This window comes from Limnohabitans sp. 2KL-17 (assembly GCF_003063415.1).
Taxonomy (GTDB): domain Bacteria; phylum Pseudomonadota; class Gammaproteobacteria; order Burkholderiales; family Burkholderiaceae_C; genus Limnohabitans_A.
The window spans coordinates 1-15,260 of record NZ_NESK01000018.1 but is presented as its reverse complement, the minus strand read 5'-3'; the positions used below and the strand labels follow the sequence as shown (position 1 = coordinate 15,260).

Genomic DNA, 15,260 nt, shown 5'->3' with positions numbered 1-15,260 from the left:
ATGGAAACCCCTTTTTCTTGTGGCCTGGTCTGGCTCCGACGCGATCTGCGCGTGAGCGACCATGCGGCCCTGCACCAAGCCCTGAAACACTGCCAGCGGGTGCATGTGGCGTTCGTGTTTGACACCGACATTCTGGACAAACTGCCCCGAGCCGATCGCCGGGTTGAGTTCATTCGCGAATCCCTGGTCGAAGTGGATGCCCAATTGCGCGAACTGGCAGGCCACCCACAGGGGGGCCTGATCGTGCGCCACGGCGTGGCCAAAGACAAGATCGTCAAATTGGCTCAGCACGTCCAGGCCCAGGCGGTATTTGCCAACCACGATGACGAACCACTGGCGCTGGCGCGTGACATTCAGGTGCGCGGACATCTGGCCGACCATGGCATCGTGTTGCACACCTTCAAGGACCATGTGGTGTTCGAGCGCAACGAAGTGCTGACCCAAATGGCCAAGCCCTTCAGCGTGTTCACGCCTTACAAAAATGCCTGGCTGAAAAAAGTCACCCCTGAGGACTTGCAGGCCCACCCGGTGGCCCACCTGGCCTCACGCCTGGCCCCCCGACCTGACGATTTGGCCCACCCGGTCCCGAGCCTGCAAGACATTGGTTTTGAGCCCACCAACCTCCAAACCCTCAAAATTCCAACCGGAGAATCGGGTGGCCAGGCCCTGCTGCAAGAATTTTTGACCCGAATTGACCAGTACGAAGAAACCCGCAACTTCCCGGCGGTCAAAGGCCCGAGCTACTTGAGCGTGCATTTGCGCTTTGGTACGGTCTCTATCCGAGAACTGGCACGAGCAGCCTACCCCCGCATGCTGGCAGGCAGCCCTGGCGCAAGTGTCTGGCTGTCCGAGCTGATCTGGCGCGACTTTTATGTGCAGGTGCTGCACAATTTTGCGCATGTGGGCCAAGGGCAAAGCTTCAAGCCCGATTACGACGCCATCCGTTGGGAGCATGGCCCGCATGCCCACAAACTGTTTGATGCATGGTGCCAGGCCCGCACGGGCTACCCCTTGGTGGATGCGGCCATGCGGCAGATCAACCAGACGGGATACATGCACAATCGTCTGCGGATGGTTGTGGCGAGCTTTTTGGTGAAAGACCTGGGCATTGACTGGCGCTGGGGCGAGCGCTACTTTGCCGAGCATCTGAACGATTTTGACCTGTCGGCCAACAATGGCGGGTGGCAATGGGCCAGCTCCAGCGGTTGTGACGCCCAGCCTTATTTCCGGATCTTTAACCCCATCAGCCAAAGCGAACGATTTGACCCCGAAGGCAAGTTCATTCGCCGCTATGCCCCCGAGCTGGCGGGACTGTCCGACAAAGGCCTGCACGCCCCCTGGTTGGCCAAACCCCTAGAGTTGCAGGCAGCATCCGTGGTGATCGGCAAAACCTATCCCGCACCCATCGTTGACCACGCAGAAGCCCGCGACAAAACCCTGGCCCGGTATGCGGTGGTCAAGAAAAAGCCGTCTGAATAAGACGGCTCGGGCGACATCCGGTGTGCATCCGGATCAGATCGCCACCATCTCGAAGTCTTCCTTGCGGGCTGCGCACTCCGGGCAAGTCCAGTTCATGGGCACGTCTTCCCACTTGGTGCCGGGCGCAATGCCATGCTCGGGGTCGCCTGTGGCTTCGTCGTAAATCCAGCCGCAAATCAGGCACATCCAGGTTTTATGTTCCATCACATTGTCGCAATCAGAGAGTCGAATAGAATGAAATGATTGTATCGTGCTGCAAAACTTCGACAGATTTTGCGCCCCGCTGAAGACCTTCTGAAGCCCCCTGCAATTCGCATCCCATGACCGACCATCACCCCGAATCCCTGACTGAAACCGACGCCCTTGAGGCCGAAGAATTTGCGGGCCTGGCCTGCGTGCTTTCCTTCAATGCCAACGACCCCAGCGGTGCTGGTGGATTGACGTGTGATGCCACCGCCATGGCCTCGGTGGGTGCTCATTGCTTGCCCGTTTGCACGGGCGCCTATGTGCGGGACACCAGCGGCATCACCGACTTCTACCCCCTCGACGAAGAGGCGGTGAATGACCAAGCCCGGGCCGTAGCCGAAGATGTGCCCGTCCAGGTCATCAAGGTCGGGTTTGTCGGAAGTCCCGAAAGCCTGGCCACCATTGCCGAGCTGGCCGACGATTACGACGGCGTACCCCTGGTGGCCTACATGCCCAACCTGTCCTGGTGGGAAGACGACAAGATCGACGCTTATCTGGACGCTTTCAGGGAACTGCTGTTGCCCCAAACCAGCGTGCTGGTGGGGCATCACAGCACCTTGCGCCGCTGGTTGCTGCCTGAATGGACGGGCGAGCGCAACCCCGGCCCACGCGACATCGCCAAAGCCGCCGCTGAGCTGGGTGTGCCCTACACCCTGGTGACCGGCCTGCCTTTGCCCGATCAGCACATTGACAATGCGCTGGCCTCACCAGAGACCGTGCTCAGCCACGAAAAATTTGAACGCATAGAAGCCGTATTTGCAGGCGCGGGAGACACCCTCACCGCTGCGCTTGCCGCCTTGCTGGCCACGGGGATGGACCTGCCCGAAGCCGCCAACGAAGCCCTCCATTACCTGGACCGTTGTCTGGACGAAGGCTTTCGTCCCGGCATGGGCCAGGTCATTCCGGACCGCCTTTTCTGGGCGCTGCCTGACGACGAAGACACCGACGCTGATGCAGGCCCGGAAGTGCACCCCGGCGCTGACTACTTTGAAGTGCCTTTCAACGAAACCAAGCATTGAAGCCCGAGACAACACCCATGACAGACCGCAACCAAACCCTCTTTGACCGCGCAGCCCAAGTGATCCCTGGTGGTGTGAATTCCCCCGTTCGCGCTTTTCGCGCCGTCGGTGGCACACCCCGCTTTGTACAGCGTGCACAGGGCGCTTATTTCTGGGACGCCAACGGCCAGAAATACATCGACTACATCGGCTCCTGGGGCCCAATGATCCTGGGACACGGCCATCCTGCCGTGCTCGAAGCGGTGCAAAAAGCCGCCCTGGACGGCTTCTCTTTCGGCGCCCCAACCGAGCGCGAAATCGAACTGGCTGAAGAAATTCTGAAGCATGTGCCCTCCATGGAGATGGTGCGCCTGGTCAGCTCAGGCACCGAAGCGGGCATGAGTGCGCTGCGCCTGGCACGCGGTGCCACAGGCCGTAGCAAGTTCATCAAATTTGAAGGCTGTTACCACGGCCACGCCGATGCCCTGCTGGTCAAGGCCGGATCTGGCCTGGCCACCTTTGGCAACCCCACCAGCGCAGGCGTGCCACCCGAGGTGGTGCGTGACACCCTGGTACTCGAGTACAACAACATCGCTCAACTGGAAGAAACCTTTGCCTTGCACGGCAAGGAACTGGCCTGCGTCATGATCGAACCGATCGCGGGCAACATGAACTTTGTCCGGGCCAGCGTGCCCTTCATGAAACGCTGCCGCGAACTGTGCAGCCAACACGGCGCCTTGCTGGTGTTTGACGAAGTCATGTCCGGTTTCCGTGTCGCTTTGGGCAGCGCCCAAAGCGTCTATGCAGGCTTGATTCCCGGCTTCAAGCCGGACATGACGGTGCTGGGCAAGGTCATCGGCGGCGGCATGCCACTGGCCGCCTTTGGTGGCCCCCGCGCCATCATGACCCAGTTGGCACCCACCGGCCCGGTTTACCAGGCAGGCACCTTGAGTGGCAACCCGGTCGCCACGGCTTGCGGCTTGGCCACCCTGCGCGAAATCGCCAAACCCGGTTTTTGGGATGCCCTGAGCGCCCGCACCCAAAGCCTGGTCGATGGCCTGACTGGCGCTGCCGCTGCGGCGGGCGTGCCCTTTGTGGGCGATTGCCAAGGCGGCATGTTCGGCTTCTTTTTGCTGCCCGAGTTACCGCAAAACTACGCCAAGGTCATGACCAGCGACAGCCCCAAATTCAACAAGCTGTTTCACGGCCTGCTGGACGGCGGCGTCTACATCGCACCCGCCTTGTACGAAGCCGGTTTCGTGAGTGCCGCCCACACCGAAGCCGACATCGCCGAGACGGTGCGTGTGGCGGCTGGCGTGCTCAAAACCCTCTGACCTGACGCATGAAACGCCTGACTTTTCAGATCTGGAACCGCCTGGTCTGCACCAGTCTGGCCTGCCTGAGCATGCCCGCCAGTGCAGAGTGGGATGCCAGCCGGTTGTGGGTCAACGCCGGGTTTTATTCGGCCCACTTTGACACCCACAAAGGCCTGCGCAATGCCAACCCGGGGCTGGGCTTTGAATACAAACTGGATGACGCCTGGAGCGCCACCGCTGGGCGCTTCATCAACAGCGACAACGCCCATTCCAGCTATGTGGGCGCCTATTACCAGCCCTGGCACTTGGGCCCGGTAAAAATCGGGGTCGTGGGCGGGGCCTTCAACGGTTACCCCAAAGCATTCAACGGTGGCTGGTTTCCTGCGCTCATTCCGACGGCGAGCCTCGAAAATGGGCAATGGGGACTCAACGTGGCATTGGTGCCTCCTCTCAAAGACAGGCTTTATGGCGCCGTCAGTTTTCAGCTCAAGTTTCGCTTCAAGGACTGAAACCCTTACGGCAAACCCGCCGGTCATTGGCCAGCACCTCCAGCTTGATTGGCAGAAAACAGCAAGACAAACGAGCCTGCGCCAGTGGGGAAATTTCACCCCGGCGGCCCAAAAGGCATTGGCCAAACCGGCGATAATGCGCACCTGCATTCACGTCCGGACCGGGCGCTTGCCCGATCCCCAAGGACCCCCATGAAAAAGAACTTCCTCCTGCAAGCCGAAGGCAAGCACAACGACCGTGTGCTTGAAGCCGTCAAGCATGAGATCCGCAAATACTTCAAGCGTGAACGCAACCGCGCCTTGCCCAAAGGCGTGGACTTTTGGGACTTTGATTGCAAAGTGGGCCTGAGCGCAGACACCGCCGAAGTGGTGCGCGTGAGTGGCGTCGTGGAAGCCGTGGACGCTGTGGCCAAGACAAGCGCCCCCTCGGTGTATGTGGAAATCATGAGCAAGCACGGCGTGCGCGTGCTCAAGGCGCAAGACCCAAGTGGTGCTGAAGACCACTTCGAAGATCCCGAACACAACTGATTTTCAACCGCCTGAGGTGTTGGCCACTCTGGCAATCCGCAATGAACGCCCGATCACGTCGGGCGTGATTTCAACACCCTCTGCAGCCTTCACTTTGGCGTGGTTTGTGCCGCAGTCAAAGCCCGCAACTTGTCTTTCTTGCTGAGCCTTGAGCCCTTGACGCCGCCGTTGCCAGGCGACGGGGGTGGCGGGGTTTCGGTTGGCTCAAAGCCCAGGATTTGCTCCAAAGCGAGTTCCAGGCTTTCGCGTTTTTGGATCAGCTGCCAGTGTGCCAATGCAGCGGCGGTGACGAAACTCACTGCATCGCCATGCGCACCGGCACGGCCAGTTCGTCCAATACGGTGTGTGTAATCGGTGGCCGAACGTGGCAGATCGTAGTTGACGACCACGGGCAACATGGCAATGTCGATGCCGCGTGAGGCCAAGTCGGTGGTGACCACGACGTCCCAGCGACCGGCTTTGAACTCACTCAAGACTTCTTGGCGTGCGCCTTGGCTCATCTCGCCATGGAAGGGCGTGGCGAACACGCCCGCTTTGTAGAGTTTGTCCGCCACATGCTCGCACGCATAGCGCGTGGCCACGAACACCAAAACCTGCTTCCAGCCGTTCTCTTTGATCAAGTGACGCAACAGGGCCGTGCGGCTTTTCTCGTCTACGGCGATGGCGCGCTGGGTGATGTCGGGTTTGTGGCCCTCAAAGGCCTCGACGGTGATGCGCATCAGGTTGTGCAGCAGTTTGGCCGCCAGGGCTTCCACCTCGGGGGCAAAAGTGGCCGAAAAAAGCAAGGTCTGGCGCTTGGGCGGCAACAGCGCCAGCACACGCTGCAACTCGTCGGCAAAGCCCAGGTCCAGCAGGCGGTCGGCCTCGTCCAGCACCAAGTGCTGCACATCGACCAGGCGCACGGCGTTCTGGTCGAGCAAGTCGAGCAAGCGGCCGGGCGTGGCCACCACGATGTCGGCACCGCCACGCAACGCCATCATTTGCGGGTTGACCGAGACGCCGCCAAACACAGTGATCACCTTGAGGGACTGCGGCAATTGGTAAGCCAGATTGGCTAATACATTACCCACTTGTACCGCCAGCTCACGCGTGGGAACCAGCACCAGCGTGCGCACCGGGCGGCGAAAGTTGGTCTGACGCGGCGCAGCCAGCAATTGCTGCAACAACGGCAGTGCAAAGGCCAGCGTTTTGCCCGAGCCGGTGGGGGCGGTCGCCCACACATCGGCAGATTTCAAGGCAGCAGGAATCGCCTCCGCCTGGATGGGGGTGGGGGCGTACAAGCCCATGTCACCCACGGCGCGTAACAGCGCGGGGGTCAGGCCGAGGGTTTCAAAGTTCAAAACAGTCCTATCAAACAGGTCATCAATGACGAAAGTGGCGCACGCCAGAAAAGACCATGGCCACGCCATGTTCGTTGGCGGCATCGATCACCTCTTGATCACGCATGGAGCCACCTGGTTGGATGACGCAATTGGCACCCGCATCGACCACCACATCCAGGCCATCGCGGAAGGGGAAAAAGGCGTCGCTGGCGACCACGGTGTTTTTCAGGCTGAGCTTGGCCGCTTCGGCCTTGATGCTGGCGATGCGGGCTGAATCGAGGCGGCTCATCTGCCCTGCGCCCACACCCATGGTCATGCCGTTTTTGCAGAACACAATGGCGTTGGATTTGACGAACTTGGCCACTTTCCAGGCGAAAAGCAAATCGTTCAACTCTTCAGGCGTGGGTTGTTTGACGGTGACGATCTTCAGATCGGTCAGCGCCAGTTCGTGGTTGTCGGCGCTTTGCAGCAACAGGCCCGAGCCGACGCGTTTGGTTTCCAGCGCGTTGCGCACCTGACCGTAATGGGCGGGCAGTGCGATTTTCATCAAGCGCACATTCACTTTGCTCTTGAACACTTCCAGCGCTTCGGCGCTGAAGTCGGGGGCCATCAGCACTTCGACGAATTGCTTGCTCACGGCTTCGGCTGCGGCTTTGTCCACGGGGCGGTTGAAGGCGATGATGCCGCCGAAAGCGCTGGTGGGGTCGGTCTGAAAGGCTTTGCTGTAAGCCTCCAAAGCGGTAATGCCCACGGCCACGCCGCAGGGGTTGGCGTGTTTGACGATCACACAAGCTGTGCCGTCAAAGCTCTTCACGCATTCCCACGCCGCGTCGGCATCGGCAATGTTGTTGTAGCTCAACTCTTTGCCTTGCAGCTGAACACCGGTGGCAAGCGAGCCTGCAGCAGGAGCCAAGTCGCGGTACCAAGCGGCTTGCTGGTGGCTGTTTTCGCCGTAGCGCAGGTCTTGCACTTTCACGTATTGCTCATTGAACTGACCACTGAATTGGGCACGCTCAGGCACATAGCTTTCGCTCAGCTTCTCGGCTTCGAAGTTGACGCTGGAGAGGTAGTTGCTGATCGCGCCGTCGTATTGGCCGATGCGGTTGAAGGCAGCCACCGACAGGGCAAAGCGCAGCTTGTCGCTCAACTTGCCGCTGGCTTTCAGTTCGGCGATCACGGCTGGGTATTGGCTGGCGTCGGTGACGATGCCCACGTCTTGCCAGTTCTTGGCGGCAGAGCGCACCATGGCGGGTCCGCCAATGTCGATGTTCTCGATCGCGTCGGCCAGGGTACAGCCGGGCTTGGCCACGGTGGCTTCAAACGGGTACAAATTCACGATCAACAAATCGATGGTGTCAATGCCATGTGCCTTCAAAGCCGCCATGTGCTCTGGCGTGTCGCGGCGCGCCAACAGGCCACCGTGTACTTTGGGGTGCAAGGTTTTGACACGGCCGTCCAGCATTTCCGGGAAACCGGTGACTTCGGTCACCTCGGTCACGGGCAGGCCTTGCTCGGCCAGCAGTTTGGCCGTGCCGCCAGTGGAGATCAGGCCCACGCCCAGGGCATGCAGTTCTTTGGCCAGATCGACAATGCCGGTTTTGTCGGAGACGGAGATGAGGGCGCGCATAAAAAGCTTTCTTCAAAATTCAGGGGTATTCAAGGCTGGCCGGGGTTCACAGTTCCGGCAGGTATTCATGGGGGTCAGACAAGGCATGGCCGCTCAATTTTCATTTCAACAGCTCGTGTTCCAGCAACTTCTTGCGCAAGGTGTTGCGGTTCAGGCCCAGCCATTCTGCGGCACGCGACTGGTTTTGGCCCGATTGGCTCATCACCACATCGAGCAGCGGTTTTTCAACCAGCTTGACCAGCATGTCGTACAAGCCTGTCGGGTCGGTGCCATCCAGGTCGCGGAAATAAATTTCCAGGTTGTCACGGATGCAGTTTTCAATGGATTGGGGTTCGCTCATGGCATGGTCTCTAAATCTGTGCAGGCTTCAACGCGCTGCGGCAATCGGTCCATCTGGCTGGCCAGGCCGTCCAGGTAAGTGGCCACAGCAGTCAGTTGCTGATTGGCCGTCTCCAGCGTGTTCATGTGTTCTCTGAATGCATCACCGCCAGACAGCGTGCGCACATACCAGCCGATGTGTTTGCGCGCCGAACGCACACCGGTGAATTCGCCATAAAGGCCGTAGTGGTCTTGCAGGTGTTCCAGCAGAGCTCGGAGCACTTCAGCCACCAAAGGCGGGGCCAAGTGTTCGCCTGTGGCTAAAAAATGGCCGATCTCGCGAAAGATCCAGGGGCTGCCTTGTGCAGCACGGCCGATCATCACGGCATCAGCCCCCGTGAACCTCAACACGTCGCGGGCTTTTTCGGGGGAATCGATGTCGCCATTGGCCACCACCGGGATGCTCAAAGCGGCTTTGACGGCGGCAACGGTGTCGTATTCGGCCAGGCCTTTGTAACCCTGCTCGCGGGTGCGGCCATGCACCGTGACCATCTGCACCCCGGCAGACTCTGCAGCGCGGGCCAAGCTCAAGGCGTTTTTTTCGGTCTCGCACCAGCCGGTGCGCATTTTCAGGGTGACGGGCACCCCGTGCGGTAAGGCGGCATCGACCACCGCCTGAATGATCTGCAGCGCCAGGGGTTCGTCTTGCATCAGGGCCGATCCGGCCCATTTGTTGCAAACCTTCTTGGCCGGGCAACCCATGTTGATGTCGATGATCTGGGCACCCCGGTCGATGTTGTAACGCGCCGCATCGGCCATCATCTGCGCCTCAGTGCCCGCGATTTGCACCGCAATCGGGCCAGGCTCACCATCGTGGTTGGCACGCCGCGATGTTTTGAGTGAATCCCACAGGTCCGGGCGCGAGGTCACCATCTCGCTCACAGCATAGCCTGCCCCAAACTGTCTGCACAGCTGGCGGAAAGGCCGGTCTGTCACCCCCGCCATGGGGGCAACAAACAAGTTGTTGGGCAAAAGGTGAGGGCCAATCTGCATGTTAGTCGGAAGGGGTGCGGAGAGGTTGAACTAAAAGGATGAACAATTGTAGTTGCTTAAAATTTCAGCACCTGGGATGGAAGCACGCTACTACTGCTAAGGCCACTGAGCACAAGCCCTTGTGGAGCGAGCATTCGAGGATCTTGGCTATCCCAACTGAGGTGGCTGTTTTAGCAGGCTTTAAGCAAGCCACCTGAACTGATCAGGCAGGTTGGCGCTGCAACCACTTGCCTATCAAATCCAGAATTTGTCGGCGCATGAAGGGTTTAGTGAGGTAGTCGTCCATGCCAGCGGCCAGACAATTGACTTTGTCGTCGGTCACGGCGTTGGCCGTCAGCGCCAAGATAGGTTTGCGGGCTTGCCCCAGGGACTGCTCACGGGCACGAATCTGGCTCGTGGCGGCAATGCCGTCCAGCTCTGGCATTTGCACATCCATTAGTACAATATCGTGTGGCTCGTTGGCGCTCATGGCCACCGCTTCCAAGCCATTTCGTGCCTGCAAAACTTGGCAACCTGCATTGCGCAAAATGGTGACCAAAATTTCACGATTCACATCATTGTCCTCTGCGACGAGAACCGTGCAAGCCAAGTCCAAGGGCAAGGTGGACGCATTGGCGCTTTTGTGCATGGGCAAGTCTTTGAGTGGCTCACCACAGATCTCAAACCAAAAGCTAGAACCTTGACCAGGTTCGCTGCTGAAACCCATCTGCCCCCCCATAAGCGTGGCCAATTGCCGCGAAATGACCAAACCCAAACCACTGCCACCATAGCGTCTGGCCATGGACACATCGGCTTGGGCAAAGGCGCTGAACAGGCGCTGACCCTCCTCAGCGCTGATGCCGATACCTGTGTCACGCACGGTGCAGCGCAAACGTGCCTTGCCGTCAGCTTGGAAGGTAGAACTCAGGCGCACACTGATTTGCCCATGACTGGTGAACTTGATGGCATTCGAGATCAGGTTGCTGCTCACCTGAATGAAACGGTGTGGGTCGCCCACCAGCATCCATGGCAGCGTTTCAGGACACGGCGCGAGCACCAACTTCAAACCTTTGTCTTGCGCATGACTGGCAAACAGGGCGCACACTTGGCGCACGGCGTGCTCTGGGCTGAAGGGCACTTTTTCCAGATGCAGCATGCCCGCCTCAATCTTGGAAAAGTCGAGAATATCGTTGATCAGGTGCATCAGCGTGGACGAAGACGTCGTGATCATGCTGATGAGTTTTTTCTGTTGCTCGGTCGGTTGGGTGGAGTCAAGCAACTCAGACACCCCAATCAAGCCATTGAGCGGTGTGCGAATTTCATGGCTCATGTTCGCCAGGAACTGGCTCTTGGCTTGGTTGGCGGCATCGGCGTGCTCTTTAGCCAACTGCAACTCGGCTGTGCGGGCTTGCACCTCGGTCTCCAACTGCTGGCTATATTGCTCCAGCGCTCTGTCCTTTTGCTCAATCTGGTCCAGCATGCTGTTAAAGCCCGCCACCAGTTCACCAATCTCATCATGGCTTCGCCGCTCGGCTCGTTGACTGTAGTCGTGTACGCTGGTGATTCGGCGCATCACCTCGGCTAAATCCAATACAGGGTGGATGATCACCGAGATCAGCTGACCCATGAACTGGCGCACCAAGACATAGGCTAGCCACATGGCCAGTGCGGCCACCAGCAAATTAATGGCAATGCCCCACCAAAAAGAGTCGAGTCGGGTCTGCACCAACACGAAACCAATTTTTTCACCGTCTTGCAAAATGGGCATGCCGATTGCAAAACTGTTCCAACTTAGTTGTCCCCTTGAGTGTCCCAGCAGCATGTCGCTGGGCGGCGCGGGGTCTCTCACACCGTCTGTACGCACGGAGTAATAGGCAAAATCCGTAGGACGGGCTGCACCGGTGTAAATGTTCACCGTTTCAACTTTTTGGATATGGCGGAAAATCTCCAGCTGTTTTTGAGCGCCTGCACGGTCGTCAAAACTCAGCGCTGCAGCATTGCTTTCAGCGGCCAACTCGGCAAGGCTTTTGGCCTCGGCTTGGATGGCATATAAGGTTTGCGAGGCATGCCACAAGGTGGTCACCAAGAAAAACAGCAACAGCACGCTCCAAATGCCTAGCGCCAGAATTTGGTTGAGCTTTTCTCTCAGCGGTACGTCTTGCAGTATTTCACGACGCCAATTCATAAATGGCAGCATACGACAACCTTTTAACGGACCACAGTACGCGCCAACTTAAGCATTTGGCTGCTGGCGCGCAAATTGGATCTTTGCAAACTAAGCAGGTTCACTTCAAATTCGACCCGGTCGTCGTTGTACAACAGGCCCAAATGCGCGCCTCGGTCGACCGCTTGGCGATCATCGCTGATCAACAAAACCGATGCATTGCCCAGTTGCTTGACCACCGCAGGCAGCAGGCGGTTGTCGGCAGCCCCGACAAAAACCATGGCGCAATCCTTGAGTTGATCCAGTGCCACATCTTTGCGCACCTGGATTTCACGCTTTTGGGCGATACGCTGGTTCAAGCTGACCATGCGGCCATTCGGATCGTCTTTACCCACCACACAAAGCCGGATGGGCATTTCCTCCGCCCCAGGCAACTCTACAAATTTGGCAAAGTTGTACACATAGGCCGCCTTGACTCGGTCCACCGTTGGGCTGGTGCCTTGAGCCGCAGCGGGCAAGGCTACGCCGACAGAGAGTGCAACGCACGAGGCCAGCGAGCGAGCGACGCCAGCACGCGCCTTTAGGCTCAAATTTTTGAGCCAAACCGTCAAAGATGAAAGGGACATGCGCATGCTCATGTCCTTCAAAAACGACTGACCAACTGCAGCGTCAAGCTGCGTTGCACATCGTAGGCCCGCGAAACAGGAAAGCTGCTGATGAATTCGGAGTGTCGATCCTTCAGCAAATTGCGCCCCAACAAGGAAACCTCGGTTTGTCGTCCCGCCTTCCACGCCAAGCGCATGTCCAGCCCGGTATAGGGGGGTAAGCGTGTCAAGTCACCGCTGATTTGCTCCAAGTGCCTTGTGTCCGAATTGTGACGCAAACGCACATTTAGGTTCAAATCGCTGCGCAAGCTAAAGTTGTTGACCAGGGACAACTGATGACGTGGTGCTGAGTTTTCAAACACCCTGACCAGTAAGTCACCCAGGTCATCACCTGAACGCTGCCCTTTTACGCGCAAGTAGCTGTAGGATGTCTGCACAGTCCACCAGGGCTTGGGGTGCCACTCCAGCGACCACTCGCCACCATAGGAGCGTGCCTTGTCTTGGTTGCTGTTGTAGCCCTTTATGGTAAAATAGCATGTGCCTGGCAGGTTTTGTGGGTTGCCAATGCACTCCATCAAAGGCCCCAAAGGCGGCATGACATCCGCCAAGTTGCCGGCCAGACGAGCACCCCGCAACTGGCTGTAGTCGGTGACAAAAACAGCCATATCGACACTCAAGAAATTGGAAAATTGCTTGCGCCAACCCGCCTCCAGACTCCACGCTTTTTCAGCCACTGGGCGAGCATTCGCCAACGGGGATATCTGCGTCACGGCCGTCAACTGATTGGGTGGTATGAACGGAATGAAGTCGTGAGCATCTCGCGCCAGCACATCCACCATGGCGAAGCTCTCGAAACGCCGCAAAGAACGTGCACTGTTCGAAATAGCACCCCAAAACGCCTCGTTCGCACTGGGCGTGTAAAGCGCGCGCACATTGGGTTGAATGTTATGACCCGTCAAGCCATCTTTTTCAAACTTGGAGCCCACAATCAGCTTGAAACGGTCTGGCACCACATTGATTTCATCGTGCACGAAAGCGCTGTAGTTCACGCGCTGGCTTTTGCCTTCGGTCAACACATAAGGCGTGGCAGGTAGGTACAAATCATCAATGATGTGACGCAGGTTAAGGCCCCAGATGATGTCGTGCACCTGGCCCTTGCGACGCTGCTGAAAGTCCAAATCAATTTCAGTTTTGGAGCCCCCAGCTCGCTGAACACGAGGCGCTTCGCCTAGCGGTAAACCCGGCCCAGTGCCAGTGCCCCACAACCCGGTGTGGCTGGTTTTCTCTTGGTCCATCGAGACATGCAATGTATTGTCCAACTCATGCGATCCCCGCCAGCTGTATCGCCCCTGCAAGACCAGTCCCTCGCTGGCTTGCGACAGCGAGGCATCACGGCGGTACGAAGGCTGAGTAAACTTTGGAAAAGGCTTGTCGCTGAATGCGGGCAAAGAAGGAAAACCCCACACATCGCTGGATTTGCTTTGGTAAGCCTCCGCCTTGAAGCTGAGCTCGCCGCGGTCCAGATCCGGCTCCACACGAATGCCCAAACGGTTTTGCCGGGCAGCATCGGAGCCGACCACACCCGTATCCCTTTCGGGTGAGGCTCCGGTGCGGCTGCTTTTGCCAAAAATTTTGAAGTGCCCGCCCTGCGCCAAAATTCCGCCATGGGTGAGGGACGCAAAAGCCCCTCCCCCATTGGTAGCAGCGACATTCAAAACACTGCCTTGGCTAGCTGCAGCCGAACGCGTGACGATGTTAATCACACCATTCATGGCGTTGGTGCCCCACAAAGCGGCACCCGGTCCTCGAATCACCTCAATGCGCTCGATGTCCTCCATCACGGTGTCCTGGGTTTCCCACAGCACGCCTGAAAAAATCGGCGAATAAATGCTACGGCCATCCACCTGGATTAAAAGTTTGTTGGACAGACGCTCGTTGAAGCCCCGCGAACTGACCGCCCAGCGGTCGCCCGAAATTTGCGCCACATTCAGGCCGGGAACCAAGCGAAGCGCCTCAGGAATCGACTGCGCCCCCGAGCGGCGGATCTCTTCAGACGAAATCACGTAGGCCGCAGCAGCCATGTCAGCCACCCGCTGCTCTTTGCGCGACATGGACATCATGCGGTAATCCACCAACTCCTCCAGGGACATGTCCAGAAAGTCATCAATACCCGCAGCGCTGGCATAAGTGCCATGAATGGTCAATGCCAACAGTGCCCATCTCCACCGCCTCAGTTGCCTTGGTGCCGCGCTTGTCATTGGATTGCCTAATTTGGTTGGAAATCAATAAATATTTTGAAATTCTTTATATCATAAAAATATTTACTTTGTTTTATTTTTTACTTTGCAATAAATTAATAAATTTAACAAAATTATTTTCTTTCAAATAAAACTGTTGGTCAGCCATTTTTTTCGGTCATCCGCGCTGCGCCCGTCATTACACTGCCTGAATGGAAATTTGGCTCAATCAATTGCTCCAATGGCTGGCCTTGCCACAGCACGGGCTGAGCACCGTGTTTGTGGTGTCCTTCATTTCAGCCACCTTGCTGCCCATGGGCTCCGAGCCGGCAGTCTTTGGCCTGGTCAAAATCAACCCGGAGTTGTTTTGGTCGGCCATAGGGGTGGCCACCGTGGGCAACACCCTGGGCGGCATGCTCAGTTGGTGGATGGGTTGGGGCACGCACCAAGCGGTGGACCGCTGGCGGCAATCAAGCACGGACAGGCGGGCCTTGAAATGGCTTGAAAAACTCGGACCCAAAGCCTGTCTGTTGTCATGGCTGCCCGTGGTGGGCGACCCGATCTGCGCCGTGGCCGGTTGGCTCAAACTGCCGTTTTGGCCTTGTGCCATTTACATGGCCATTGGCAAATTCGGCCGATATGCGGTCATGACCGCCGCCCTGCTGTGGTTCTTTCCTTCCAGCTGACCCACACCCGCCTTACTGTCACCGGGCACCCACAAAAAAACCGCTCACAAGGAGCGGTTTTTTTCTTAACAGGCTGCTGAAATACCCCATTCGCGAGCGCAATTTCGCCCCGCATGGTTTTGATTTTTTTGATTTTCCTTTCGCATTCTGATATTCCCTTCGTTTTTTGTTCGCCTTGGCCCACTTGTAAGCC

General features: G+C 57.9%; 14 protein-coding genes. 6 read left to right on the top strand and 8 right to left on the bottom strand.

The genetic code is table 11. The annotated features are described in order from the left end of the window. Complete coding sequence (locus B9Z45_RS10305; RefSeq protein ID WP_108407138.1) at positions 1–1,479, top strand: deoxyribodipyrimidine photo-lyase; 1,479 nt, start codon at positions 1–3, stop codon at positions 1,477–1,479. A gap of 33 nt (positions 1,480–1,512) precedes the next feature. Here the strand turns inward: B9Z45_RS10305 and B9Z45_RS10300 are convergent, their stop codons facing one another. Further along, positions 1,513–1,683, bottom strand: a complete 171-nt coding sequence (locus B9Z45_RS10300; protein WP_108407137.1) for a rubredoxin — start codon at positions 1,681–1,683, stop codon at positions 1,513–1,515. 116 nt (positions 1,684–1,799) lie between these two features. Here B9Z45_RS10300 and B9Z45_RS10295 point away from each other — a divergent pair, with 116 nt between their 5' ends. The 4 genes from B9Z45_RS10295 (at position 1,800) to B9Z45_RS10280 (ending at position 5,076) form a co-directional block, all read left to right on the top strand. Next, on the top strand, positions 1,800–2,744 hold the full coding sequence (locus B9Z45_RS10295; protein ID WP_108407136.1) for a bifunctional hydroxymethylpyrimidine kinase/phosphomethylpyrimidine kinase: 945 nt from the start codon (positions 1,800–1,802) through the stop codon (positions 2,742–2,744). Positions 2,745–2,761: 17 nt separating this feature from the next. Further along, positions 2,762–4,057 (top strand): glutamate-1-semialdehyde 2,1-aminomutase, encoded by a 1,296-nt coding sequence (hemL, locus tag B9Z45_RS10290; protein ID WP_108407135.1) that lies wholly within the window; start codon positions 2,762–2,764, stop codon positions 4,055–4,057. Between the two features lie 8 nt (positions 4,058–4,065). Beyond that, on the top strand, positions 4,066–4,548 hold the full coding sequence (locus B9Z45_RS10285; protein WP_108407134.1) for a hypothetical protein: 483 nt from the start codon (positions 4,066–4,068) through the stop codon (positions 4,546–4,548). Positions 4,549–4,740: 192 nt separating this feature from the next. Beyond that, positions 4,741–5,076 carry a DUF6172 family protein gene (locus tag B9Z45_RS10280; RefSeq protein WP_108407133.1) on the top strand — a complete coding sequence of 112 codons (336 nt, stop codon included), beginning with the start codon at positions 4,741–4,743 and terminating at the stop codon, positions 5,074–5,076. An 89-nt stretch (positions 5,077–5,165) separates the two neighbouring features. Here the strand turns inward: B9Z45_RS10280 and B9Z45_RS10275 are convergent, their stop codons facing one another. From B9Z45_RS10275 to B9Z45_RS17040, 7 genes are all read right to left on the bottom strand, one after another. Then, entirely contained in the window at positions 5,166–6,416 is a 1,251-nt protein-coding gene (locus tag B9Z45_RS10275) for a DEAD/DEAH box helicase (protein WP_108407132.1), read from the bottom strand. Between the two features lie 22 nt (positions 6,417–6,438). Continuing rightward, entirely contained in the window at positions 6,439–8,025 is a 1,587-nt protein-coding gene (gene purH / locus B9Z45_RS10270; RefSeq protein WP_108407131.1) for a bifunctional phosphoribosylaminoimidazolecarboxamide formyltransferase/IMP cyclohydrolase, read from the bottom strand. 100 nt (positions 8,026–8,125) lie between these two features. After that, positions 8,126–8,365: a Fis family transcriptional regulator gene (locus B9Z45_RS10265; protein ID WP_108407130.1), complete on the bottom strand. Its 240-nt coding sequence runs from the start codon at positions 8,363–8,365 to the stop codon at positions 8,126–8,128. Continuing rightward, complete coding sequence (gene dusB, locus B9Z45_RS10260; protein ID WP_108407129.1) at positions 8,362–9,396, bottom strand: tRNA dihydrouridine synthase DusB; 1,035 nt, start codon at positions 9,394–9,396, stop codon at positions 8,362–8,364. The genes B9Z45_RS10265 and dusB overlap by 4 nt, the downstream gene beginning before the upstream one ends. Before the next feature lie 202 nt (positions 9,397–9,598). Next, positions 9,599–11,560, bottom strand: a complete 1,962-nt coding sequence (locus tag B9Z45_RS10255; protein WP_158270409.1) for a response regulator — start codon at positions 11,558–11,560, stop codon at positions 9,599–9,601. A gap of 23 nt (positions 11,561–11,583) precedes the next feature. Further along, positions 11,584–12,165, bottom strand: a complete 582-nt coding sequence (locus B9Z45_RS10250; RefSeq protein WP_158270408.1) for a YfiR family protein — start codon at positions 12,163–12,165, stop codon at positions 11,584–11,586. Between the two features lie 17 nt (positions 12,166–12,182). Next, positions 12,183–14,354 carry a TonB-dependent siderophore receptor gene (locus B9Z45_RS17040; RefSeq protein WP_158270407.1) on the bottom strand — a complete coding sequence of 724 codons (2,172 nt, stop codon included), beginning with the start codon at positions 14,352–14,354 and terminating at the stop codon, positions 12,183–12,185. Between the two features lie 239 nt (positions 14,355–14,593). On the opposite strand from B9Z45_RS17040, the gene B9Z45_RS10240 reads away from it, so the two are divergent. Next, a complete protein-coding gene (locus tag B9Z45_RS10240; protein ID WP_108407126.1) occupies positions 14,594–15,067 on the top strand; it encodes a YqaA family protein in 474 nt (157 codons plus the stop codon). Positions 15,068–15,260 lie beyond the last annotated feature (193 nt).